The sequence below is a fragment of the Serratia sp. BIGb0234 genome (assembly GCF_024809915.1).
Lineage (GTDB): Bacteria > Pseudomonadota > Gammaproteobacteria > Enterobacterales > Enterobacteriaceae > Serratia > Serratia liquefaciens.
The window spans coordinates 331,089-356,554 of the sequence record NZ_JANUEI010000003.1; the positions used below are offsets into that span (position 1 = coordinate 331,089).

20 protein-coding genes are annotated in these 25,466 nt (G+C 57.2%); 16 read left to right on the plus strand and 4 right to left on the minus strand.

Annotated elements, in window-relative coordinates:
* Positions 1-344 precede the first annotated feature (344 nt).
* Positions 345-1,079, plus strand: coding sequence for a 1-acylglycerol-3-phosphate O-acyltransferase (locus M2407_RS14435; RefSeq protein ID WP_020828680.1), 735 nt, complete (start codon positions 345-347; stop codon positions 1,077-1,079).
* Between the two features lie 132 nt (positions 1,080-1,211).
* Positions 1,212-2,627, plus strand: a complete 1,416-nt coding sequence (gene ftsP / locus M2407_RS14440) for a cell division protein FtsP (RefSeq protein ID WP_020828679.1) — start codon at positions 1,212-1,214, stop codon at positions 2,625-2,627.
* A gap of 17 nt (positions 2,628-2,644) precedes the next feature.
* Here the strand turns inward: ftsP and M2407_RS14445 are convergent, their stop codons facing one another.
* Positions 2,645-3,541, minus strand: a complete 897-nt coding sequence (locus M2407_RS14445) for a LysR family transcriptional regulator (RefSeq protein WP_130016553.1) — start codon at positions 3,539-3,541, stop codon at positions 2,645-2,647.
* A gap of 151 nt (positions 3,542-3,692) precedes the next feature.
* On the opposite strand from M2407_RS14445, the gene xapA reads away from it, so the two are divergent.
* Together xapA and M2407_RS14455 are read left to right on the plus strand one after the other, a co-directional pair.
* The gene (gene xapA, locus M2407_RS14450) at positions 3,693-4,514 is read left to right on the plus strand and encodes a xanthosine phosphorylase (protein WP_128864555.1); all 822 of its coding nucleotides are present in this window, start codon (positions 3,693-3,695) and stop codon (positions 4,512-4,514) included.
* An 81-nt stretch (positions 4,515-4,595) separates the two neighbouring features.
* Positions 4,596-5,855: a nucleoside permease gene (locus tag M2407_RS14455; RefSeq protein ID WP_259218481.1), complete on the plus strand. Its 1,260-nt coding sequence runs from the start codon at positions 4,596-4,598 to the stop codon at positions 5,853-5,855.
* Between the two features lie 38 nt (positions 5,856-5,893).
* Here the strand turns inward: M2407_RS14455 and M2407_RS14460 are convergent, their stop codons facing one another.
* Positions 5,894-6,781, minus strand: a complete 888-nt coding sequence (locus M2407_RS14460; RefSeq protein ID WP_130016538.1) for a PfkB family carbohydrate kinase — start codon at positions 6,779-6,781, stop codon at positions 5,894-5,896.
* Between the two features lie 182 nt (positions 6,782-6,963).
* On the opposite strand from M2407_RS14460, the gene M2407_RS14465 reads away from it, so the two are divergent.
* On the plus strand, positions 6,964-9,129 hold the full coding sequence (locus M2407_RS14465; RefSeq protein WP_048759807.1) for a YgiQ family radical SAM protein: 2,166 nt from the start codon (positions 6,964-6,966) through the stop codon (positions 9,127-9,129).
* A gap of 63 nt (positions 9,130-9,192) precedes the next feature.
* Here the strand turns inward: M2407_RS14465 and M2407_RS14470 are convergent, their stop codons facing one another.
* Together M2407_RS14470 and M2407_RS14475 are read right to left on the minus strand one after the other, a co-directional pair.
* Positions 9,193-9,798 (minus strand): transglycosylase SLT domain-containing protein, encoded by a 606-nt coding sequence (locus M2407_RS14470; protein WP_041414972.1) that lies wholly within the window; start codon positions 9,796-9,798, stop codon positions 9,193-9,195.
* Between the two features lie 38 nt (positions 9,799-9,836).
* A complete protein-coding gene (locus M2407_RS14475) occupies positions 9,837-11,039 on the minus strand; it encodes an ROK family protein (RefSeq protein ID WP_259218482.1) in 1,203 nt (400 codons plus the stop codon).
* Between the two features lie 107 nt (positions 11,040-11,146).
* Between M2407_RS14475 and M2407_RS14480 the strand changes: the two genes are divergently transcribed.
* From M2407_RS14480 to M2407_RS14530, 11 genes are all read left to right on the plus strand, one after another.
* Positions 11,147-14,437 (plus strand): DUF5107 domain-containing protein, encoded by a 3,291-nt coding sequence (locus tag M2407_RS14480; RefSeq protein ID WP_259218483.1) that lies wholly within the window; start codon positions 11,147-11,149, stop codon positions 14,435-14,437.
* A gap of 19 nt (positions 14,438-14,456) precedes the next feature.
* Positions 14,457-15,878 carry a sugar porter family MFS transporter gene (locus tag M2407_RS14485; protein ID WP_020828670.1) on the plus strand — a complete coding sequence of 474 codons (1,422 nt, stop codon included), beginning with the start codon at positions 14,457-14,459 and terminating at the stop codon, positions 15,876-15,878.
* A gap of 163 nt (positions 15,879-16,041) precedes the next feature.
* Complete coding sequence (locus tag M2407_RS14490; protein WP_115060513.1) at positions 16,042-17,025, plus strand: substrate-binding domain-containing protein; 984 nt, start codon at positions 16,042-16,044, stop codon at positions 17,023-17,025.
* Positions 17,026-17,171: 146 nt separating this feature from the next.
* Complete coding sequence (locus M2407_RS14495; protein ID WP_259218484.1) at positions 17,172-18,710, plus strand: sugar ABC transporter ATP-binding protein; 1,539 nt, start codon at positions 17,172-17,174, stop codon at positions 18,708-18,710.
* A gap of 35 nt (positions 18,711-18,745) precedes the next feature.
* The gene (locus M2407_RS14500; RefSeq protein ID WP_142816345.1) at positions 18,746-19,726 is read left to right on the plus strand and encodes an ABC transporter permease; all 981 of its coding nucleotides are present in this window, start codon (positions 18,746-18,748) and stop codon (positions 19,724-19,726) included.
* Positions 19,727-19,774: 48 nt separating this feature from the next.
* Positions 19,775-20,833 carry a zinc-binding dehydrogenase gene (locus tag M2407_RS14505; protein WP_122080252.1) on the plus strand — a complete coding sequence of 353 codons (1,059 nt, stop codon included), beginning with the start codon at positions 19,775-19,777 and terminating at the stop codon, positions 20,831-20,833.
* A 14-nt stretch (positions 20,834-20,847) separates the two neighbouring features.
* Positions 20,848-21,735 (plus strand): aldose 1-epimerase, encoded by an 888-nt coding sequence (locus tag M2407_RS14510; protein WP_122080251.1) that lies wholly within the window; start codon positions 20,848-20,850, stop codon positions 21,733-21,735.
* Between the two features lie 145 nt (positions 21,736-21,880).
* Positions 21,881-22,192, plus strand: a complete 312-nt coding sequence (locus tag M2407_RS14515; protein WP_020828663.1) for a PTS sugar transporter subunit IIB — start codon at positions 21,881-21,883, stop codon at positions 22,190-22,192.
* 85 nt (positions 22,193-22,277) lie between these two features.
* Complete coding sequence (locus M2407_RS14520) at positions 22,278-23,597, plus strand: PTS sugar transporter subunit IIC (protein WP_020828662.1); 1,320 nt, start codon at positions 22,278-22,280, stop codon at positions 23,595-23,597.
* The gene (locus tag M2407_RS14525) at positions 23,594-23,923 is read left to right on the plus strand and encodes a PTS lactose/cellobiose transporter subunit IIA (protein WP_259218486.1); all 330 of its coding nucleotides are present in this window, start codon (positions 23,594-23,596) and stop codon (positions 23,921-23,923) included. Before M2407_RS14520 ends, M2407_RS14525 begins: the two co-directional genes overlap by 4 nt.
* Positions 23,920-25,323, plus strand: a complete 1,404-nt coding sequence (locus M2407_RS14530; RefSeq protein ID WP_259218487.1) for a GH1 family beta-glucosidase — start codon at positions 23,920-23,922, stop codon at positions 25,321-25,323. Before M2407_RS14525 ends, M2407_RS14530 begins: the two co-directional genes overlap by 4 nt.
* Positions 25,324-25,466 lie beyond the last annotated feature (143 nt).

The following is a 25,466-nucleotide window of genomic DNA, read 5'->3' on the forward strand; positions in this document are numbered from 1 at the left end:
CAAGCGGGCGCAGCATATTGCGCCCGCTTTTTTTCACGCAACCGGCAATTATTTTCAAATAGTTAACATTTCTCTGCATAAAATTATTGTGCGTATCGCCGGCTGGCGGGAAAATAGCAAAAAAATGCAGGGCAGGTTTTCAGCCCCTGCAATCAAAGAATGAGTTTACCCAAAATAATTGGAGTTGCATCAAGGCGGCAAGGCCGTAAATCCCTGGGAGCTTAGTAAACTAAGTGACTGGGGTGCGCGGACGCAGCCAACACAGATGCAGCTTCAAGTATGAAGTGAAAAAGGGACCTGCGCAGCGTTTCAGGCTGTGTCGGCAGTGTGCTAATGAGGTTGTTATGTTATTAATTTTGCGTGCCATTCTTGCCACTCTGTATTGTATTTTGGTGTGCATCTTCGGTTCTATTTACTGTTTGTTCAGCCCGCGCGATCCTCGCCATGTGGCGACCTTCGGTCACCTGTTTGGCCGCCTTTCCGGGTTATTCGGTTTGAAGGTGGAAGTCCGCGTACCGGCCGATGCGGCCAAAAATGGCAACTGCATTTATATCGCCAACCACCAGAATAACTACGATATGGTGACCGCCGCCAAAGCGGTGCAGCCGCGTACCGTGACCGTGGGTAAAAAGAGCCTGCTGTGGGTGCCGTTCTTTGGTCCACTGTATTGGCTGACCGGTAACCTGCTGATTGACCGTGATAACCGCGCCAAAGCGCACGGCACCATTGCACAGGTCGCCGAACAGTTTAAAAAACGCGACATTTCGATCTGGATGTTTCCTGAAGGCACCCGCAGCCGCGGGCGCGGGCTGATGCCGTTTAAAACCGGCGCATTCCATGCGGCAATCGCCGCCGGGGTGCCGATTGTGCCCATCTGCGTTTCCACCACCAGCGGTAAAATTAATCTTAACCGTTGGAATAATGGTCATGCGATTGTCGAAATGTTGGAGCCGGTCGATATCAGCGGCTACGGTAGAGAAAATGTGCGTGAGCTGGCGGCCCATTGCCATGAGCTGATGCTGGCGAAAATCGCCGAGCTGGATGCGGAAGTCGCCCAGCGCAATGCCGCCGGAAAATAATATTCCTACCGGCTTCAAAGAATGAACTTTTAAACGGCGCCAAATGCCGTTAACGCCGGGGCTCCTGCTAATCTGATTAACAGGGGCCCGGTCTTTGCACACGGTTTAGTCATTGCTTTTCATGGAGAAAATATGTCACTCAGTCGACGTCAGTTTATTCAGGCATCGGGCTTGGCGCTGTGCGCGGGAGCCGTGCCGCTGAGGGCTGAGGCGAGCGGAACGCAGACCCCGTTACCTGTCCCCCCGTTGCTGGAATCCCGCCGTGGGCAACCGCTGTTTTTAACCTTACAGCGTGCCCACTGGGCATTTATGGATAACCGCAAGGCGTCGGTGTGGGGCATCAACGGCATGTACCTTGGGCCGACGGTGCGGGTTTACAACGGTGATGACGTAAAGCTGATTTACAGCAACCGCCTGCCGGAGCCGGTGGCGATGACCATCAGCGGCCTGCAAGTGCCGGGTACGTTGATGGGGGGCGCGCCGCGCATGATGTCTCCCAACGTTGACTGGTCGCCGGTGCTGCCGATCCGCCAGAATGCGGCCACCTGCTGGTATCACGCCAGCACCCCTAACCGCATGGCGCCGCATGTTTACAATGGCTTGACCGGGCTGTGGCTGGTCGAAGACGAGGTCAGCAAATCGCTGCCTTTGCCGAATCACTATGGCGTAGATGACTTCCCGCTAATCATTCAGGACAAGCGCCTTGATAACTTTGGCACGCCGGAATACGACCCGCCGTCGCAGGGGGGCTTTGTCGGCGATACGCTGTTGGTTAACGGCGTACAAAATCCTTATATCGAAGTCTCCCGCGGTTGGGTGCGCCTGCGCCTGCTTAATGCTTCCAACTCGCGTCGCTACATGCTGCAACTGAGTGACGGCCGACCGCTCAACGTGATCGCCAGCGATCAGGGCTTCTTGCCTGCGCCGGTCGCGGTACAGCAGCTTTCGCTGGCACCGGGCGAACGTCGTGAAGTGTTGATCGACATGTCAAAAGGCGATGAGGTGACGATCACCGCCGGCGAAGCGGCAGGCATTATGGATCGCCTGCGCGGCTTGTTTGAACCTTCGAGCATCCTGGTCTCTACCCAGGTGCTGACGCTGAAACCGACCGGGCTGTTGCCGTTGGTGACCGATAACCTGCCGATGCGCTTGTTGGCCGATCAACTGTTGGACGGCAGCGTCAGCCGCACCCGCGAGTTCCGTTTGGGCGACAGCCAGGCCGGGATCAACGGGGCGATCTGGGACATGAACCGCATCGATGTGCAAACTCAGCAGGGGAGCTGGGAGCGCTGGAATATCCATGCGGATACCCCGCAGGCGTTCCACATTCAGGGCGTACAGTTCCTGGTCAAGCGCGTTAACGGTGCGCAGCCAATGGCAGAAGATCGCGGTTGGAAAGACACGGTGTGGATCGACGGGGACGTTGAGCTGTTGGTTTACTTCAATCAGTCCACCTCAGAACATTTCCCGTTCCTCTACTACAGCCAGACGCTGGAAATGGCAGATCGCGGCAGCGCAGGCCAGTTTATGGTGCAGCCTGCACTCTAAACCCGCTGGGTACGGCGCTAAGCTGCCGTACCCAACATCGTCAGAAAGGCCTGCACCACCGGCGTCGCACTGTCGGCATGGTAAATGGCGTACAAATCCGCTGACGGTGCCTGCTGCAGCGGGCAAAAACGCACGCCGGGCCACGGAATGCGGCCGTAGCTGTCCGGCAACAGCGTGATGCCATAGCCTTCGGCCACCAGCGCCATCAGGGTTTGCGGTTCGTTGACCTGATAGGCGATATCCGGTTTGAACCCCTGCTGCAAACACAGGTTGTGCAGATATAGCCCCAGACTGGCCTCATGAGGCGGCAGCACGATGAATTTTTCATGCCGCAGCGCCGCCAGCGGCAGGCTTTCCGCCTGTGCCAGCGGGTGATCGAGCGGTAGCACCAGCGCAATGTTCTCCCGTGCCAGCAGTTGGCATGCCAGCCCCGGTAATATCTGTTCCCTGGCTTCTCGCCACACGCCGATATCAATATGACGTTTTTGCAGCGCCGTTATTTGCTGGCCGGGTGTCAGTTCGTTCAACGCCCAGGTGACGTTGGCCGTTTGTTCTGTAAAGCGCTTCAGCGCCGGTATCAGCCCACCCCACACCGATGTGCCGACCATGCCAATCACCATATGGCCCGCTTCGCCACGCCCCAATTGCTGCACCTGATTGAGTGCATTACCCGCCTGATCCAATAGCATCTCGACGTTGTGAAACAAGGTTCGGCCCGCCAGCGTCAGCGCCATCGAGCGGGTGGTGCGTTTGAACAGCTCTACGCCCAGTTGGCTCTCCAGCTCTTTGATGTGTTTGCTGAGCGGGGGTTGGGAGATGTTCAGCCGCAGTGCGGCCTGGGTGAAGTTCATCTCTTCCGCCACCACGCGAAAATAGTGCAGCAGGCGGAAGTTAATCCGGCTGGGATCCGGCAGTTGCTGTGGCTGCTTTAGGTTGATGATGGCCTCCTGATGCGAGCAATTTATAGGTGAATGGAATAAATCAGCCGCCAATAATGTATTGGTCGCCGGTGCGCATCGCTCTCTACTATGGGGATTATTTCACCCTTCCACAGATGAGAATACTATGTTTAATCAAGAAGATGCTTTTTCCTGTGCTGAAACTATCCGCGCCCGCCTGCCGGGCTTCCAACCGCGAGCGGCTTTGATTCTGGGCTCCGGCTTGGGGGCGTTGGCGGAGGTGATGACCGACACCCTGACCATCGACTACGCCGAACTGCCGGGTTTCCCGGTCAGCAGCGTGGTGGGGCATGCCGGCCAGTTGGTTGCCGGCTGGCTGGAAGGTGTTCCTGTCGTGTGCATGAAAGGACGCGGTCATTACTACGAAGGGCGCGGTATGCAGGTGATGACCACTGCCGTGCGCACCTTCAAACTGTTGGGCTGCGAATTCCTGCTGGCGACCAACGCCGCCGGTTCGTTGCGCCAGTCGGTGTCGCCGGGCAGCCTGGTGGCCCTCACCGATCACATCAACTTTATGCCCGAGTCGCCGTTGGTTGGCGATAACGACGAGCGTTTCGGTCCGCGCTTTTTCAGCCTGGCCAATGCCTACGATCGCGATTTGCGTGCTCAACTGACGCAGGTGGCCCAGCGCGTGGGTATTCCGCTGGCGGAAGGGGTGTTTGCCGCTTACACCGGGCCCAACTTCGAAACCCCGGCTGAAATTCGCATGATGCAAACGCTGGGGTGCGACGTGGTCGGTATGTCCATCGTGCCGGAAGTGCTCTCGGCGCGCCATTGCGGACTGAAAGTACTGGTGGTTTCGGCGATGACCAACTACGCCGAAGGGCTGTCCGATACGCCACTGTCCCACGAGCAAACGCTGAGCTGCGCGGCCCTGGCGGCAGAAGACTTTATGCGCCTGATCCGTGAGTTCTTCAAAACGCTGTAACGCTGCAAATTCCCCCGCGGCGAGGTGCAGGGGCCTGGCCGCGTGAATCATCGTTTTAATCAAAATAATAAGGTGATGGTGATGGCAATAAAAACGCGACTGAAGGTAATGGTTTTTCTGCAGTTTTTTATTTGGGGTGCCTGGCTGGTTACGCTGGGATCTTACATGATTAATACCCTGCATTTCAGCGGATTGCAGGTGGGCATGGTGTACAGCGCCAAAGGCGTCGCGGCGCTGATTATGCCGGGGCTGGCGGGCATTCTTGCCGACCGCTGGATCAGGGCCAATTACCTGTACGCGCTCTGTCATCTGTTCGGTGCGCTTGCGCTGTATTGCGCCGCCCAGGTTGAGCAGCCGATGGTGATGTTCTGGGTCATGTTGTTCAACGCCATGGTGTATATGCCGACCATTTCGCTTTCCAACGCCATTGCCTATTTCTGCCTGGAAAAGCACGGTTACGACACGGTGAAAGATTTCCCCCCGGTGCGGGTGTACGGCACCCTGGGCTTTATTGTGGCGATGTGGCTAATCGGCTTTAGCCGAATTGAGCTGAGCAATATGCAGCTGTATCTGGCTTCTGCCGTGTCACTGTTGCTGGCCTGCTATTCTCTGACGCTGCCGAATTGCCCGACCAGCAACGTCGAAAAATCGAAAAGCTGGTTCAATGTGCTGGGGCTGGACGCGTTGGTGCTGTTTCGCCAGCGGCGTATGGCGCTGTTTTTCCTGTTTGCCATGCTGTTGGGCGCGGCACTGCAGATCACCAACACCTTCGGCAATCCCTTCCTGCATGATTTCGCGAGCAACCCGCTGTATCAGGACAGCATAAGCGTCAGATACCCGGCGGTGCTGTTGTCGTTGTCACAAATCTCCGAGGTGTTCTTTATCCTCACCATTCCGTTCTTCCTGCGTCGATACGGCATCAAACAGGTGATGCTGATCAGCATGGCGGCCTGGACGCTGCGCTTCCTGTTCCTGGCCTATGGCACCCCGGTTGGTTTCGGCTTTGTGCTGTTGCTGCTGTCGATGATCGTTTACGGCTGTGCCTTTGATTTCTTTAATATCTCCGGGGCCATCTTCGTTGAGAAAGAGGCCGATAGCCGCATCCGCGCCAGTGCGCAGGGGTTATTCATGACCATGGTCAACGGTATCGGCGCGTATCTGGGGGCGATAGCCAGCGGCGAAGTGGTAGATTTCTTCACCCACGACGGCGTAAAAGATTGGCAGAGCATCTGGTTGATCTTCGCGCTGTATACGTTGGTGCTGGGGATCATTTTTGCGCTGACCTTCAACTATCAGCACCGGCCGGAAGAATATGTCGGGCCGGTAGAGCGAGCGCATTAGAAAAAGAAGAGGGGCGCGCAAACCGCGCCCATTAGGCATCAAACGTCGGGGAAACGCTGTTGCAGCTGTTGCCAGTCTGGCACGTCGCTTGCACCTTGGGTTGCTACCACGCAGGCGGCCACGCGGTTAGCCAGATCGACCGCTTGCGGCAATGGCCAACCGGCGGAGAGCCCGGCCAGCAGGCCAGCGCAGTGGGCGTCGCCCGCACCCAGAGTGTCGACGACGTTCACCGGATAGGCCGCTATTTGGAGCGGCGGGGTGTCGCCACGGCAAATCCAGACGCCATCGCAATCCAACCGACAGATCAGCGTGATATTGTGCGCGGTGGCAAACTGCTGGGCCAGAGTGAGCGCATCGCCTGCGCCGCAGAGCGTGACCACTTCATTTCGGTTCAGCGTCAGCAGGGTGTGGCTGTCGCTGAGCATGGCAAAGAAATCTTCATCCAATTGAGCGATGCCCGGGCCGGGATCAATCAGCCGCCACTGGTCAAACGGCAAGCGTGTTAACCATTCACGTACCGCCTCGCCGCTTTCTCCGGCCAACTGCTCGCCGCTGATGTAAATCAGCGTGTCTTCGCTCAGGGGCAGCGTGCCCAACTGGGCTTTATTCCACTGGGTTTCGCAGCCGGGCTCGATCACCGACAGCGACTCGCCGCTGGGTTGCATCTGTGTCAGACGGCGGCCGTTGTCCATCTGGCCATGGCGCAGCAGCACCTGCAGGCCTAAACTTTCCATCTCGGCTTCAATCGCCGCGCCCCATATTCCATTGCCGACCGGCATACCGTTGAGCACCGGGACCTGCAGGCGCTTGAGCGCCCGCGCAACATTAAACGCGCAGCCACCTATTTTTTGCTCCTGCGTCAGCGTCACCTCAACGATCGCGCTGCCCAGGGCCAGAATCGGTTTTACTGCTAAAAACTCACTCATTGATCTCCTCCGCTGTCGGCCGGTGGGCCGAACAGAATGCGCTATGATGACCGCGCAGGCGCGTGGAGTCGAGAGGGAAGCCCGAGATGCTGTGGCGAAGGCGTGAAATAACCATGCTCTTTTTGTCACTAGTGCGTATAATCGCCGCCCGGCGATTAATTAACCTGTGAAAGAGCACCAGAATGAGCACTACCAGCCTGATCCAACCCGATCGTGAATTGTTTTCCTATAAGCCTTATTGGGCCGAATGTTATGGCACCGCGCCATTTTTACCGATGTCGCGCGAAGAGATGGATCAACTGGGCTGGGATAGCTGCGATGTGATCATTATCAGTGGTGACGCCTATGTCGACCACCCGAGTTTTGGTATGGCGATCATCGGCCGCATGTTGGAAGCGCAGGGCTTCCGCGTCGGCATCATTGCGCAGCCGGACTGGAGCAATAAAGAAGATTTCATGCGGTTGGGCAAACCGAACCTGTTCTTCGGCATCACCGCCGGCAACATGGACTCGATGATCAACCGTTATACCGCCGATCGCAAACTGCGTCACGATGATGCCTACACCGCCGGCAACGTGGGCGGCAAACGTCCGGATCGCGCGACGCTGGTTTACAGTCAACGCTGCAAAGAAGCCTATAAAGACGTGCCGATCGTGCTGGGCGGCATCGAAGCCAGCCTGCGTCGTATCGCTCACTACGATTACTGGTCTGATACCGTACGCCGTTCGGTGTTGGTGGACTCCAAAGCTGACATGCTGATTTACGGCAACGGCGAGCGTCCGCTGGTGGAAGTGGCGCACCGCCTGGCTGCGGGCGAGAAAATCAGCGAGATCCACGACATCCGCAACACCGCGGTGATGCGCAAGGGGGCGTTGCCGGGCTGGACCGGGGTGGATTCTACCCGTCTGGACAAGCCGGGCCGCATTGAGCCTATCCCGAACCCTTACGGCGACGATCTGCCGTGTGCTGACGGCGGTAAACCGGAGCCGGAGGCCAAACCGGTCACCGTGCGCGCCGCCAAGCCCAAGCCGTGGGAAAAAACCTACGTGTTGCTGCCGTCATTTGAAAAGGTGAAGGCCGACAAGGTCCTGTATGCGCACACTTCGCGCATTCTGCACCATGAAACCAACCCTGGCTGTGCCCGTGCGCTGATGCAGTCGCACGGCGACCGTTACGTGTGGATTAACCCACCGGCGATCCCGCTGACCACGCCGGAAATGGACAGCGTGTTTGCCCTGCCGTACCAGCGTATTCCGCACCCGTCCTACGGCAAGGAAACCATTCCTGCCTATGACATGATCCGCTTCTCGGTCAACATCATGCGCGGTTGCTATGGCGGCTGTTCATTCTGTTCGATCACCGAGCACGAAGGGCGCATCATCCAGAGCCGTTCGGAAGACTCCATTATTCGCGAGATCGAAGAAATTCGTGACAAAGTACCGGGCTTTACCGGTGTGATCTCCGATTTGGGCGGCCCGACCGCCAACATGTACATGCTGCGCTGTACCAACCCGCGCGCTGAGCAGACCTGCCGCCGCGCCTCGTGCGTGTACCCGGAAATCTGCACCTACATGGACACCAACCACGAACCGACCATCAAGCTGTATCGCCGTGCGCGCTCGCTGGAGGGCATCAAGAAGATCCTGATCGCCTCTGGTGTGCGTTACGATCTGGCGGTGGAAGATCCGCGCTATATCAAAGAGCTGGCTACCCACCACGTTGGCGGCTACCTGAAGATTGCGCCGGAACACACCGAAGAAGGCCCGCTGTCGAAAATGATGAAGCCGGGCATGGGCAGCTACGACCGGTTTAAACAGCTGTTTGACCATTACTCCAAGCTGGCGGGCAAAGAGCAGTATCTGATCCCGTATTTCATCTCCTCGCATCCGGGCACCCGCGATGAGGATATGGTGAATCTGGCGCTGTGGCTGAAGAAAAACCGTTTCCGTCTCGATCAGGTACAGAACTTCTATCCGTCACCGATGGCAAACTCCACCACCATGTATTACAGCGGCAAGAACCCGTTGAGCAGAGTGGGTTATAAGAGTGAAGATGTGGTGATACCGAAAGGCGATCGTCAGCGTCGCCTGCACAAGGCGCTGTTGCGTTACCACGATCCGGCCAACTGGGCGATGATCCGCACCGCTCTGGAAGAAATGGGCATGAAGCACCTGATCGGCAGTCGTCGCGAGTGTCTGGTGCCGGCACCGAGCATTGACGAACAGCGCGAAGCCAAGCGCTTGCAGCGTCATACCCGCCCGGCGCTGACCAAGCACACCGACATCACCCGTCAGCGTACGCCGTCCAACAAGTCGCCGCGCAAGCCGATTCGTAACGGCAAGCCATAACGGCTCGGCACTGGCTTAAATGAAAAGGAGAACCCGAGGGTTCTCCTTTTTTGCTTTTGAAAATCAGAGCTGCTCGTAGGCCGCTTCTACCTTCATCAAGTGGCGCGGCGCCTGCGGGGCGGGATGATACTTGCGCACGTGCCAGTTAAAGGCTTCCGGCGACAGATTGTTAATCATCGAAATGGCTTGCTGGCGGTTGCTGGAGAAGGTCCGCAGCAGCGCACCGGTGCCGTTGACGTAGGCGATGATGGTGGCATAACGCAGCGTGACAGGATCGTCGATGCCTTTAAGCTGCTGTTTTTGCAACACGGCCAGATAGGCTGCGCCGAGGTCGATATTGGTATCCGGATCCAGCAGATCGTCGTCGTCCGGACAGCCACGTTTCCCTTTGTAGCGATAGGCGTCACAGCCGGCGGTGTCGGCTTTCAACTGCATCAACCCGATAGCATTGGAGCGGCTGATTGCCGCCGGGTTAAAACCGGACTCGACCTTGATCATCGCAGCGATCAGTTTTTGATCGACATCGTATTTATCCGCAGCATCCTCAATCGCGTCGTCAAAGGCATGAGCATCATAACTGGTACGCGGTTTTTTGCTGGAACAACCGGCCAGGATCAGCATCAGGCATATCACGCCTGCGCGCGACCAGTGTCGTAGGGTGGGTTTCATGGTGCTCCGTATTGTTTTTGCTGGGATAAAAGTCGGCATCATAGCATCTCCGTCAGTGCCTGTTCGACATACAGATAGCCAATTCCCATCACCTGCTGCGCGCGCGTGAGTTGGCCAAAGCCGATATGCGTGGCCTGAGTCTGGATCTGATCGTGACGATCGAAGGGGTTGAACCCGGTCTGGCTGATGATGGTCTCCAGCCAGGCCTGACCGAAGCCACAGCTACGGCCATAAAGATAAATACGGTTAATATTTAAGATGTTAAGAAAGTTATACAGGCTCAGGCCAATCGCTTGGGCGGCGCGTTGCACCAACACCTGCAACGCGGGGTCCCCTTGATGATAACGGGCGATCAGCTCGGCGGTGGTGGGGGTTTTAAGCCTTTCGCCTTCGTGTTGCGCTCTGGGGGTGACTTTTAGCTGAATGCGCGCTTTTTTCTTCAGTGCCGACAGTGATGCAATGGTTTCCAGACAGCCGTAACGGCCGCAGGAGCACAGGCCACCATCGGGATCGACGATGGTGTGGCCAATCTGGCCGCTGCCGAACAGGCTGCCCCGGTAAATCTGCTGGTTGATCACGAACGACGAGCCGATGCCGTAATCGACGTTAATCACGCAGAAGTCCTGCGCGTTAGCGTTATTTTGCCACTTTTCTGCCAGCCCCAGCATCACGCAGTCGTTATCCAGCAGGACCTCGGTCTTCAGGCGCTCTTCCAGCAGGTATTTTATCTCCACCGGGCCTTCCCAGGGGGCCTGTGGCATGCGCTGCGACACCCCGGTGAGCGGGTTTACCTGGCCGTGGATCGACAGCGCTATTTTCAGCGGCATCCCCTGTTGTCGGCTGTGCAGATGATAGATCTGCACCATTTCCTGCAGCATCGCCTGTGGCGTGGTGGCAACGATTGGTTGCGGCGTGAAGACGCTGCACGGCGTGATCAGGCCATCCACCACGATGCTTTCAATCAGATAGGGCGACACGTTCAGGCACAGGATCCGTTGCTCAGAGGCAGCGATGCGGTAACTGCCGCCGCCCAAACCGCGGCGGTGCAAATTCTGCTGGTCGTGCTCAACCCGGCGTTCTTCCTGCAGCTCATCGAGAATTTTGCCGACGGCAGGAATAGACAGCTGTGAAAGCCGCGCCAGCGTCGATTTACTGGCCACCTTTTCCCGATACAGCAACGCGCACAGCACCCGTTTATTAAAATTGCGCACCCGTTGGTTATTCAACCCTTGCAATGCCATTCATTAAACCCCGTTTACTGTATTGCGTGATGGTAGCGCGTAAAGTAGCCGATTCTGTCATTTAGACTGCCTGAAAAGCAACCTTCAGTATTTTTAGCGAGGAAAACATGCACGGGACAGTCAAGGTTTGGCAAGAGCAGGTTGAATTACCCACTTACGGTACGGGCGAGCAGGATTCGCACCCGATGTTCCTGGAAAACCGCGTCTATCAGGGATCGTCCGGTGCGGTTTATCCCTATGGCGTTATTGACACCCTGAGCGGTGAAAAATCTCTGCGTCGCTATCAGGCGGTATATCTGGAAAACGACTACCTGCGCGTGATGCTGTTGCCGGAACTGGGCGGGCGTATTCATCGGGCTTACGACAAAGTGCAGCAGCGCGATTTTGTCTATCACAACGAGGTAGTGAAACCGGCGCTGGTGGGGTTATTGGGGCCGTGGATCTCAGGGGGGATCGAGTTCAACTGGCCGCAACACCACCGTCCGACCACCTATATGCCGGTGGACTGCCAGATCCAGCAGCACGATAACGGGGCGCAGACCGTCTGGCTGGGGGAGGTGGAGCCGATGCGCGGGCTGCAGGTGATGGCCGGTTTCACGCTGTATCCTGACCGCGCGCTGATTGAAATCAGCGCCAAGATTTTTAACCCTAACCCGACGCCGCGCCATTTCCTGTGGTGGGCCAACCCGGCGGTGAAAGGTGGAGACGATCACCAGAGCGTATTCCCGCCGGATGTGACCGCCGTTTTTGACCATGGCAAGCGCGATGTCTCTTCGTTCCCTATTGCCACCGGCACCTACTACAAGGTGGATTATTCGGCCGGTGTGGATATTTCGCGCTACAAGAATATCCCGGTACCGACGTCTTACATGGCGCATAAGTCGGACTATGACTTTGTAGGCGCTTACAGCCACGATGAGCAGGGCGGATTGTTGCACATCGCCGATCGCCATGTGTCGCCCGGCAAGAAACAGTGGAGCTGGGGCCACGGCGAATTTGGCCAGGCCTGGGATCGCAATCTGACCGACAATAACGGCCCTTACATTGAGCTGATGACCGGGGTTTACACCGATAACCAACCGGATTTCACCTGGCTCGACGCCTACGAAGAAAAATGCTTTGTGCAGAATTTCCTGCCCTACAACACCCTGGGCATGGTGCAGAACGCCAACACCCGTGCCGCACTAAAACTGGAAAGCGACGGGCGACAACTGGTGTGGGGATTGTATGCGGTCGCGCCGCTGGCGCAGCACCGGTTGGTGATCCGCAGCGATAGCGATCAGCAGCTGCTGCTCGACCGCCGCGTTGATCTCACCCCCGGTGCGGCGCTGCTGGAGACCATGACCGGCGATTTCTCCGGTCGCCTGACGATTGAATTGCAGGACGCCCAGGGCCGCAGCGTACTCAGCTATCGCCAGCATCAGGCGAGCGAAAGCACCGAGTTGCCGCAGCCCGCCAAAGCGCCACTGGCGGCAGAACAGATCGTCAGCGCCGATGAAGCCTGGTTTATCGGCCAGCATCTGGAGCAGTACCACCATGCCAGCCGTTCGGCGTTCGATTACTACCAGCGGGGCCTGACGCTGGATCCTCTTGATTACCGCTGCAATTTGGCTCTGGCCACGCTGGAATATAACCGCGCCAATTTCCAACGCGCGATTGCCTACGCGGATGACGCGCTGACACGAGCCCATAACCTTAACCGCAACCCACAGTGCGGGTTAGCCAGCCTGATTCGTGCCTGCGCTCAGGAACAATTGGGTAACGACGACGCGGCCTACGAGGATTTCTACCGCGCCATCTGGAGTGGTAACGGTAAACCGGGCGGTTTCTATGGTCTGGCGCGGGTCGCGGCGCGGCGCGGGGAGTATCAGCAGGCGCTGGCGTTTTGTGAAAGCAGCCTGAGTGTTAACGCCAGCCATTATCCGCTGATCGCCCTGAAAGCGCTGCTGTTGCAACGCCTGGGGAAAGGGGCACAGAGCCTGGACTATATCGATGACCAGCTTGTCGCCCGTCCGCTGCATTACAGCCTGTATTACCTGCGCTATGCGCAAACTCACGCCGAGGCCGATTTACAACGGCTGCGGTCGGTGACCGGTTGCCGTGGGATCAATGCGCTAAACATTGCCGGTCAACTCTGTGAATGGGGAGCCAAAGAGCAGGCGATTGAGTTACTGACGCTGTTGGACAGCCAGGAAACCTTGCCGCGCTATATGTTGGCCAGCCTGCGCAAAGGCGCGGTAAGTGACCGGGAATATCGGCAGTTGTTGGCGCAGGCGCGCGACGGCTTCGGCCACCAGGTGCGCTTCCCCAATACCCTGAATGAAGTGCAGATGCTAAGCCAACTGCAGGAGTGCGTTTTTGCACAGTATCTGTTGGCTTGTTTCCATTACAGCAAGCGCAACTACTCGCAGGCGGTAGCGCTGTGGCAGCAATGCGTGGAGCGGGAGCCGACGTTTGCCGACGCCTGGCGCAATCTGGGGATCTACGCCTTCAATAAACTCCAGCAGCATGACGTGGCGCTGGCGCATCTGCAGCAGGCCTTTGCTCTGCAACCTGATGACGCTCGGCTGCTGTTTGAACTGGATCAACTGAACAAACGCCTCGGTACTGCACCTGCTCAGCGGCTGGCGATGTTGGAGCAACATTTACCGGTAGTGGCCCGGCGTGACGACCTTACCGCCGAATTGCTGAGCCTTTACAACCAGTGCGATCGGTTGAGTGACGCGCAACGGATCCTGCAGCAGCGTGAGTTTCACCCGTGGGAAGGTGGTGAAGGCAAAGTCACCGGCCAGTATCTGATCAATCTGCAACGGTTGGCATTCCAGGCACTGCAACAGGGAGCGCCGCAGCAGGCGCAGCATTTGCTGCAGTCGGCGTTGCACTATCCGCAAAATCTGGGGGAAGGGCGTCTGGCTGGGCAAAGCGACAACGATATCTACTATTGGCTGGGTATCTGTGCTGCCCGGCAAGGCCAGCTCGAGGCAGCGGCCACCTGCTGGCAACAGGCCTGCGCGGGACACGGCGAACTGGCTGAAAGCCGCTACTACAACGACCAACCGGTGGATTATTTGTTCTATCGCGGCATGGCGCTCAAGCAACTGGGGCAGTCGGCACAGGCCGAACAGCAGTTCACCCAAATGCAGCAGTGGGCAAGCCAGCAGTCTGAGATGTTGCCTGGCGCCGATTTCTTTGCCGTTTCGCTGCCGGATTTGATGGCGTTGGACAATGACCTGCAACAGGCGCATCAACAGCACTGCCTGCTGGTGACGGCTTTGGCGCAGCTGGGGTTAGGGCAGTTAGCCGCAGCGCAGCAAACGTTAAGCGAGCTGCTGGCGATAAATCCTGCGCATGACAAAGCGCGTTTATTCACCGTGCTGGCCGAGACTTTAGCCAACTGATGCCCAAAAGGGGACCAATGTGACGAATAAACTGAACATGCCCTATGTCTGGACTATCTGCCTGGTCGCCGCTTGCGGTGGCCTGTTATTCGGCTACGACTGGGTGGTCATAGGCGGGGCCAAGCCTTTCTACGAGGCCTATTTTGGCATCACCGATCCCGCCCAGTCAGGCTGGGCGATGAGTTCGGCGCTGGTGGGCTGTATTTTCGGCGCGGTGATCTCGGGCCTGCTGTCGGATCGTTTTGGCCGCAAGCTGCCGCTGGCGATTGCCGCCTTGACCTTCGTGATCTCGGCCTGGGGCACCGCCGTGGCCACCAGTTTTGACGCCTTTATCATTTACCGCATTGTCGGCGGGGTCGGCATTGGCCTGGCTTCGGCGCTGTCGCCGGTGTATATCGCCGAAATCAGCCCGGCGGCACAGCGGGGTCGCTTCGTTGCGGTGAACCAATTGACCATTGTGATCGGGGTATTGGCAGCGCAGTTGATCAACCTGCTGATCGCCGATCCGGTGGCCGCCAATGCCGGTCAGGCGGAGTTGTTGGCCAGCTGGAACGGACAGGTTGGCTGGCGTTATATGTTTGGCGCCGAACTGGTACCGGCGCTGGCCTTCCTGCTGCTGATGCTGGCAGTGCCGGAGTCGCCGCGCTGGCTGGCGAAGGTCGGCCGCCACGAGCAGGCGCAGAAGGTCTTGCGACGCATCGGCAATGAAAGCTATGCGCAGCAAACGCTAAAGGAGATCCGTCAAACGCTGGACAAGGATAGCGGCAAGGTGCCGCTCAGTGCGCTGCTGCGCAGCGATGTACGGCCGGTGTTGGTGATAGGCATTGTGCTGGCGATATTTCAGCAGTGGTGCGGTATCAACGTGATCTTTAACTATGCGCAGGAGATCTTCGCGTCGGCAGGGTTCGATATTAACGATACGTTGAAGTCGATCGTCGCCACCGGGTTGATCAACCTGATCTTCACCTTGCTGGCTTTACCGCTGGTGGATCGCATTGGCCGACGCCGGCTGATGCTGATAGGTGCCTGTGGATTAACGGTGATCTACCTGCTGATGGCGGCGGCTTACGCCTATGGTTTGCTGGGGCTGCCGGTGTTGTTACTGGTGTTGGTCGCCATCGCTATCTATGCCGTCACGCTTGCCCCCGTTACCTGGGTACTGCTGTCTGAAATCTTCCCCAATCGCATTCGCGGAGCGGCCATGGCCGCCGGCACCTTTGCGCTGTGGGTGGCCTGTTTTGTTCTGACCTATAGCTTCCCGTTGCTGAATGCCGCATTAGGCGCAGCGGGCAGTTTCCTGTTGTATGGCGTCATTTGCCTGGCCGGTGCGGGGTTCATTTACGCCAGAGTGCCGGAAACCAAAGGCATTACTCTGGAAGCACTGGAAGAACAGCTCAGTGCAGCAGGTACGGATCGCGCCAGGGAGAAAAAGTTTACTTAACCCTGTTTAGTTTAATGCGTGATCCTGTGGCGGTAAGTAATCAGTTTGATCATTTAGTGTAATGAGTCTGTGCTCCGCCTGAGGGCGAACAGCGGTAAAGCCTTCAGGCGGGATAATAAAAATAGGCAGCAAGAGGTTAATGAACATTAACTGGAGAATAACGATGTTGCTAAAAAAAATAAAACACGTGCTGTTAGCCATTACCGGGGGCCTGATTATTTTCAGTGCAGGCGCACAGGCTAAAAACGACAAAACCGCCATCGGCGCTATTTATCTCGATACCCAGGGGTATTACGCCGGGGTCCGCTGGGGCGTGCAAGACGGCGCCGCCAAGGACAAAGGGAAAATTGAAATCATAGAAACCAATGCGCAGGGGGATGTTTCTAAAGAAAGTTCGTTTATCGATACCATGATTGCGCGCGACGTGAATGCCATCGTGCTTTCCGCCGTTTCGGTGAATGGCAGCGTGCGGGCCATCAAGCGTGCCAACGAAGCCAGCATTCCGGTGATTTGTTACAACACCTGCATTAATGAGAAAGGCGTAGATAAATATGTTTATGCCTATTTGGTCGGCGATCCCTACGAGTTTGGCAAAAAACTGGGTAATACCGCCGCCGATTACTTCATTGAAAAGAAAATAACCGAGCCTGCGATCGCCGTTATTAATTGCGAAGCCTTCGAAGTTTGCGTGCAACGGCGTAAAGGATTTGAAGAGGCGTTAAAAGCGAAAGTACCGGGCATGAAAATCGTCGCTAATCAGGAAGGCACCGTGCTGGACAAGGCGATATCGGTCGGCGAGAAACTGCTGATTTCCTCCGGGAAAGTCGATGCCATTTTCGGCGAATCCGGCGGCGCTACGCTCGGGGCGGTTAAAGCCGTGCGCAACCAGAACAAGGTCGGCCAAACGGTGGTATTCGGCTCGGACATGACCACTGAAATCGCACAGGAACTGGTGAACCGTCAGGTACTGCAGGCGGTGGTGGATATCTCGGGCAAGAAAATGGGGGCGTTGGTCTTTACTCAGGCGATGAACGCCATCAACCAGCGGCCGGTCGGCCAAAAGGTGGTGCAGGTGCCGATCGATCTCTACGCCTCGTCGCAGAGCGCTACTGATTGGCTGACGACTCACAAAGACGGCTTACCTTAGAGCCTATTCCATTAGGCTATTTTATTTGTCCGTTTGGCCCTGGGCAGTGCTCAGAATCCTCACGTACTCTGTGTACGCTCCGGTTCTTCCGCGCTGTCCTTGTCCAAACTGCCTGCAACAATGACGCCTACTGGGATAGGCTCTTAATGTCGGTGGCTTGCATGAGTGACAGAGCCTTAAACGAATTGGCGCAGCAACCGGTCGTGGCCCGCATTCAATCGGGGCATAAGCGTTACCCGGGGGTGGTGGCGCTGCAAGATGTGAATTTCACGCTGCGGCGTGGCGAGGTGCGCGCTCTGCTGGGGAAAAACGGCGCGGGCAAGTCCACCTTGATCCGCATGTTGACCGGCAGTGAGCGGCCGGACGCCGGGCAAGTGTTTATCGGCGATCGACTGCTGGAGGGGCCAGATGCGCTGTTGACGCGCCGGGCCGGTGAGCTTGGCGTGCGGGCCGTCTATCAGGAGCTAAGCCTGGTTCAGGACATGAGCGTGGCGGAAAACCTGTGTTTGGGGGCCTGGCCGCAGCGCGCCGGCGTGATTGACGCACCAGGCATGTTGGCGCAGGCCCGGCACGCGTTGGCGCTGCTCGGGGTGGACATCGATCCTCAACAATGGGTTCGCGATCTCAGCCCGGCGCAGCAGCAGCTGGTGGAGATCGCCCGGGCCTGTCAGGGGGATCCCAAAGTGGTGATCCTCGACGAGCCAACCAGTTCGTTGGCCAACGCCGAGGCCGATCTGGTCGCGGCGGCAGTGATGCGCCTTTCCGCCGCCGGGATTGCAGTGGTTTATGTCAGCCACCGAATGAATGAGATCCGCCGGCTGGCGTCGTCCTGCACCATTATGCGCGACGGCCGCGTGGCGGGTGACGTGGCGCTGGACAACACCTCAACTCAGCAAATTGTCGACCTGATGCTGGGCCATCAGGACCACCATACGCAAACCGTCACGGCCCCGAAGGGCGGGGACAAGGTTTTTGAAGTTAAACAATTATCGCTGCCGCCCAAGTTGCATCAGGTCAGTTTCGAGCTGCGGCGGGGCGAAGTACTGGGCATTGCCGGGTTGTTGGGCGCAGGCCGCAGTGAATTGCTGAAAGCCATCGTTGGCCTGACGCCGTTCGTCGAAGGCGAGCTGATCCTCGACGGTGAAACGCTGATCTGCCCGAATTACGCCCAGATGCTCCAGCGCGGTATGGCCTACACGCCGGAAAACCGAAAGGCGGAGGGCATCATGCCGTTGCTGGGCGTGGATGAAAATACCGTGATGACAGACAGCCGTTCCGTCAGCCGCTTTGGCGTGCTGAATTGGCAGAAGATCAAACAGGCAACCTCGGCGATCGTCAGCCGGATGCGGGTGAAAACCGCAGAAACCGGCACGCCGATCATGACGCTTTCCGGCGGTAACCAGCAGAAGGTGGTGATCGGCCGTTGGGTTTACGCCAGAAGCCGGATCCTGTTGCTGGATGAGCCGACGCGCGGCGTGGATGTCGAAGCGAAAAATCAAATTTACCGTATTGCGCGTGAGCTGGCGGCAGAGGGTAAAAGTATCATTTTCGTATCGAGCGAAGTGGAGGAATTACCCCAGGTCTGCGACCGGATCTTGTTGTTGCAGCAAGGCACGATAGTGAAGGAGTTTATCTCGCCCGTGGATGTTGAACAGCTGATGTCTGAAGTGCTGATGATCCAATAATTCTGCCCGCATTCGAAGGCACCGGAGGTAATACAATGTCCACATTGGTACCGGAAGTAAAAATAACCCGAACCCGAAAATTATCGAAGCACGCCAATGAACTGGGCCTGCTGGCAATTATTGTCGTGCTTTACCTGGTATTTTCTATTTATGCCACCGGGTTTATTTCGCTGAATAACCAAATGAATATCTTACGCGATGCCGCCACCATCGGCATTGCCGCCTGGGCCATGACGCTGATTATTATTTCCGGGGAAATCGACGTTAGCGTAGGCCCGATGGTGGCGTTTATCTCGGTGATCCTGGCTTATTTGATGCAGTACGCGATCCCGCTGCCGTTCGCGTTGATCCTGGCCTTGTGTCTGGGGGCGGCGTTAGGCTCGGTCGCCGGGGTGTTGCGAGGCTGGTTTAACGTGCCCAGCTTTGTCGCCACATTGGGGCTTTGGAGCGCCCTGCGCGGGATGGGATTGTTTATGACCAACGCCTTGCCGGTGCCGATAGACGAAAATGACGTGCTGGACTGGCTGGGTGGGCAGGTACTGGGGCTGCCGGTTTCGGCGGTGATTATGCTGATCCTGTTCGTGGTTTTTCAGTGTATCAGCAAGAAAACCGCCTTTGGCCGCTCGGTGTACGCCATTGGCGGCAACGCCAGCGCCGCCCAGCTGTGCGGCATTAACGTCAAACGCATTCGTGTCCTGCTGTTTACCCTGGCCGGTCTGTTGGCGGCCGTCACCGGTATTCTGCTGGCGGCGCGCCTGGGTTCCGGCAATGCCGGTGCGGCCAGTGGCCTGGAGTTTGACGTGATTGCCGCCGTGGTGGTCGGGGGGACAGCCTTGTCCGGCGGGCGCGGTTCGATGCTCGGCACTCTGCTCGGCGTGCTGGTGATCACCCTGATTGGCAACGGTCTGGTCTTACTGGGAATTAACTCCTTTTTCCAACAGGTGGTCAGAGGGGTGATTATCGTACTGGCGGTGCTGGCCAATATTATCGTGATGCAGAAGAACAATAAGCAATAGCCTCGTATACCACTAAAAATAACGCATTAAATCTGGAAGGAAAATATTATGGGAAAAATGTTGGCGGCTTATTTACCCGGAAATTCCACGGCAGAGCTGCGCGAGGTGGATATTCCGCAACCGGGTATTGGCCAGGTATTAATTAAAATGAAGTCGTCCGGTATTTGCGGCAGCGATATTCATTATATTTATCATCAGCACCGTGGCACGGCTGCCGCACCGGATCAGCCCTTGTACCGGGGATTTATTAACGGTCACGAACCTTGTGGGCAGATTGTCGCGTTGGGGGCCGGTTGCCGGCACTTCCGCGAGAGTGACCGCGTGCTGGTGTACCACATTTCCGGCTGCGGCTTTTGCAGCAACTGTCGCCGGGGCTATCCGATTTCCTGTACCGGCGTTGGCAAGGCAGCCTATGGCTGGCAACGGGATGGCGGCCACGCCGACTATCTGTTGGCGGAGGAAAAGGATCTGATCCATCTGCCGGATTCGCTCAGCTACGAAGACGGCGCTTTTATTTCCTGCGGCGTCGGCACGGCCTATGAAGGCATTGTGCGCGGCGAGGTGTCCGGCAGCGATCACGTGCTGGTCGTAGGGTTGGGCCCGGTCGGCATGATGGCGATGATGCTGGCGAAGGGGCGGGGGGCGAAAACGGTGATTGGCGTAGATGTCATACCGGAACGTCTGGCGACCGCGAAGCGGTTGGGGCTGATGGATCACGGTTTTCTGACCGGCGAGGGGGTGACAGAGCGCATTCGCGAATTGACCGCGGGCGGCGCCAACGTCACCCTCGACTGTTCCGGTAACGCTAAAGGACGGCTGCTGGCGCTGCAGGCCTCCTCGGACTGGGGAAGGGTTGTCTACATCGGTGAAACCGGCAAGGTGGAATTTGAGGTCAGTGCAGACCTGATGCATCACCAACGACGAATTATCGGCTCCTGGGTCACCAGCCTGCACCATATGGAAAAATGTTGTACCGACCTGCACGACTGGAAAATGCATCCGCATCACGCGATTACCCACCGCTTTGCCCTTGAACAGGCTGCCGATGCTTATGCGCTGATGGCTTCCGGGCAGTGTGGCAAGGTGGTGATTAACTTCGCCGATTAACGCCAGGGGGCACTATGGCACTGTTTAGTTTGGATAACGGCTGCGTCTCGCTGGTGGTTTCCTCGTTGGGCGGCAGCGTGCTGAAATTCACCGCTTATACACCGGAGGGAGAGCTCCCTCTGCTGCGGCCTGCGGTAGTGAGTGACGCTACGCCGGCGCTGCAATCGGGATGTTTTCCTCTGGTCCCCTTCGGCAATCGGGTCAATCAAAACCGCTTCAGCTTCGAGCAGCAAGACTACCGGCTCAGCGCCAATACCGACTGGGATCGGCATTATCTGCATGGTGACGGCTGGCTGCAGGAATGGCAATGTGTTGAGCAAGGCGACGAAGTCCTTCACTTGCGCTATCAGCATGAGAATGGCCCTTATCGTTATCAGGTAGAACAATACTTTACCCTGCATCAGCACCAACTCAGCATCGAACTGGCGGTAGAGCACACCGGTGAAAAGCCGATGCCCTATGGGCTGGGTTGGCATCCGTACTTTCCGTTAACCGCGCATACCCGGGTACAGGCTTCCGCCGCGGCCTATTGGCGGGAGGCCGAAGACTGGCTGGCGGGCGAGCAGGCGGCGCTGAGCGAAGAAATGGATTTCAACCAGCCGGGGCCATTGCCGCGTCATTGGGTGAACAACGGCTTTAGCGGCTGGAACGGCGAGGCGGAGATCCAGTGGCCGGAGCAGGGAGCTCGGTTACGAATGAACACTCAGCCGGCCTGTCCGGTTTATTTCCTGTTCGTCTCGGATCCGGCGTTCGATCCGGGTTATCAATTCGACTTTTTCTGTCTGGAACCCATGTCCCACGCGGCCAACGGGCATAACATGGCTGACCTGGGCGGGCTGCGCCGCCTGGCTAAAGGGCAGCGGTTTAGCCAGACGATGTTGCTCAGTTATTCCGCGTTTTAAGCCCGAAAATTAAAATTCGGATCTCCTTCACAGAACCCATTCAAACTCTGCAACCGGTTACTGAAACCGGTTGCGGTTTTCTCGTTTTTGAAACCATACTCATTCTTCAACTGAATCATTTGTACCTATGCCTCCAGGAGAACGGATGAAAAAAATATTCTTATGCTGCGCCGCAGGAATGTCGACCAGCATGGTGGTGAATAAAATGAAAAAGTCTGCCGAACAGCAGGGGATTGAGGTTGATATTATCGCCGTCGGCCTGGAGGAATTTGAATCCACGTTGGCGAATTACCAATGTTGCCTGCTTGGGCCGCAGGTGAAATATAAGTTCGCCGATTTTAAAAAGATTGCCGACAGGGAAAATAAGCCGATAGCGGTAATAAACAGCATGGATTACGGCATGATGCGCGGCGATAAAATTCTCGCCGAAGCCTTACAGATGATCGCACAACACTGATCCCACCGGGCCGCCGGCATCAGGCCGTTTCCGCCGGTTTTCCCATCCTGTGACCATTGACTCAGCACCTCCCGAGGGTTGGACCATGAGTATCAGCCAGGCCGCATTCAATTTTATCGAAAACCGCATCAGCCCGATTGCCGGGAGATTATCGACTCAGCGACATATTATGGCGATCCGCGACGGTTTCATTTCCGCGATGCCCTTTATGATCGTCGGCTCATTCTTGCTGGTGTTTGCCTATCCGCCCTTTTCCGCCGACAGCAGTTGGGGCATTGCCCAATGGTGGCTGGGGGCGGCGGAAAAACATCAGGTCGCTATTCTCACCCCGTTTAATATGACGATGGGCATTATGTCCATCTATATCACCGCCGCCATTGCCTACAACCTGGCGCAGAGTTATAAGCTCGATCCCTTTATGGCGGCGATGCTGGCATTGATGTCTTTCTTGCTGGTGGCCGCGCCGCAAAGCGAAAAAATGCTGCCGACCGCCGCACTGGGCGGCGTGGGGATCTTCACCGCCATTTTGGTGGCGATATACACCACCGAACTGATCCGCTTCCTCAAGGCGCACAATATCGGCATCTCACTGCCGGAGCAGGTGCCGGCCAAGATCAAGCAGTCGTTCGATCTGCTGATCCCGATCCTGGCGGTGGTGATCACCCTGTATCCGCTGAGCCTGCTGGTGCAGCACCAGTTCAACCTGCTGTTGCCGCAGGCGATCATGGCGCTGTTCCAGCCTTTGATCTCCGCTGCGGATTCGCTGCCGGCGATCTTGCTGGCGGTGCTGATCGGCCATTTGCTGTGGTTTGCGGGTATCCACGGCGCGGTGATCGTTTCCGGCATGCTGCAGGCCTTCTGGCTCACCAACCTGGGGATTAACCAAGACGCGCTGGCCGCCAACCAACCGATGCCGCACATCTTTATGGAGGCCTTCTGGACCTTCTTTATCGTCATCGGCGGATCCGGCGCCACCTTTGGGCTGGTACTGCTTTATCTGCGCAGCCGTTCGGCGCACCTGCGTTCGATCGGCAAGCTGAGCCTGGTGCCGAGTTGTTTCAACATCAACGAACCGGTGATCTTCGGCACGCCGATCGTGATGAACCCTACCTTCTTTATTCCGTTTATTACCGCGCCGATCGTCAATTCGATCATCGCCTACGCGGCGGTGAAGCTGGATCTGATCGGGCGGGTGATCTCGGTGGTGCCCTGGACCGCTCCGGCGCCGATTGGTGCCGCCTGGGCTACCGGTTGGGATTTCCGCGCCGCGCTGTTGGTGCTGCTGCTGGCGGCGGTTTCGGCGTTGATCTACTACCCATTCTTCAAAGTCTATGAGCAACAGCTGCTGGATCAGGAAGTGAGCGAAGCGGAGCAGATTGAACAGACACAAGGAGTCACCGAATGATGGACATGGAAACGGCGGTAATGGAGCTGATCATCAACGCCGGAGAGGCGCGCAGCTGCGCCATGCAGGCGCTGTATGCGGCGCGTAAGTACCAATGGGACCAGGTGGATATTCTGCTGGCGGAATCGCAACTGGCGGCGAAGCGCGCCCACGCCACCCAGACCGAGCTGATCGGTTTTGACGAGGGGGAGGGCAAGTTGCCGGTCAACCTGATTATGGTGCACGCGCAGGACCACATCATGAATGCCATGCTGGCGCGCGATCTGGTGGAGGAACAGGTGAGAATTTACCGATTACTGGAGCAAAACGGGGTGAAAAACCAATGAGCGTATTTCCGAAAGACTTTCTCTGGGGTGCCGCGACCGCGTCTTATCAGGTCGAGGGCGGCTATGATGCCGACGGCAAAGGCCTGTCCAACTGGGACCTGTTCTCTCACCTGCCAGGCACCACCTATCAGGGGACTAACGGCGACGTGGCGGTCGATCACTATCATCGCTTCCGTGAAGATGTGGCGCTGATGGCCGAGCTGGGTATGCAGACCTACCGATTCTCGATCTCCTGGCCACGGCTGCTGCCACAAGGCCGGGGAGAAGTGAACGAGGCCGGGATCCAATTCTACAGCGATCTGATCGACGAACTGCTCAAGCACAATATCAAACCGATGATCACCCTGTACCACTGGGATCTGCCGCAGGCGTTGCAGGACGCATTTGGTGGTTGGGAATCACGAGAGATCATCGATGCTTTTGATGAATATGCGCGTCTGTGTTACTCGCGGTTTGGCGACCGGGTCGAACTCTGGTCCACGTTCAATGAAACCATTGTGTTTATCGGCATGGGCTATTTCACCGGGGCGCACCCACCCAAACTGACCGATCCGAAAAAGGGCATTCAGGCGTGTCACCATGTGTTCCTGGCCAACGCCCGAGCGGTAAAAAGCTTCCGTGAAATGAAGATCAACGGCCAGATCGGCTTCGTCAACGTGCTGCAACCGAACGATCCGATCAGCGATTCACCGCAGGATCGCCGCGCCTGCGAAATAGCCGAAGGGATCTTCACCCACTGGCTGTACGATCCGGTGCTGAAGGGCGAATACCCGTCAGAGCTGCTGGCGATGGCGCAGCAGGCCTTTGGCGTGCCGCATTTCGCGCCGGGCGATGAGGCATTGCTGAAAGAGAATATCGTCGATTTTATCGGCCTGAATTACTACAAGCGTGAAATGGTCGCGCACAACGATGACGTGGACGGTTATACCATCAACACCAGCGGGCAGAAGGGCAGCGGGCGCGAGCTGGGCTTCAAGGGGTTGTTTAAACAGGTTCGCAATCCGCACGGCGTCTACACCGATTGGGATTGGGAGGTCTATCCGCAGGGGTTGACCGATGCCATTGGCCGTATCGTCAAACGCTACGGCAATATCCCAATCTACATTACCGAGAACGGGCTGGGAGCCAAGGATCCGATCGTCGAAGGTGAGGTGCGCGATCAACCACGTATTGATTATTTACGCGATCATATCCAGGCGATTGGCGCGGCGATCGAGCAGGGCGCGGATGTTCGTGGTTATTACCCGTGGTCGTTTATCGATCTGCTCTCCTGGCTCAACGGCTATCAGAAACAGTACGGCTTTGTGTATGTCGATCACGACAACAATCTGGCACGTAAGAAGAAGCAGAGCTTTGGCTGGTACCAGCGGGTGATCGCCACCAACGGCGAACGGTTGTAGCTCGCTAAAGGGGTAAGTCTCAGTATGTCCCAGGCTGATAGGCAACACTTTAGCCTGGGCGGGTACTTACCCTCTTTTTCTGATCTGTCTGTCAATCATACCCTTCTCAAAATCCCCTTTTGCTATTCCATTTCGGCATACCC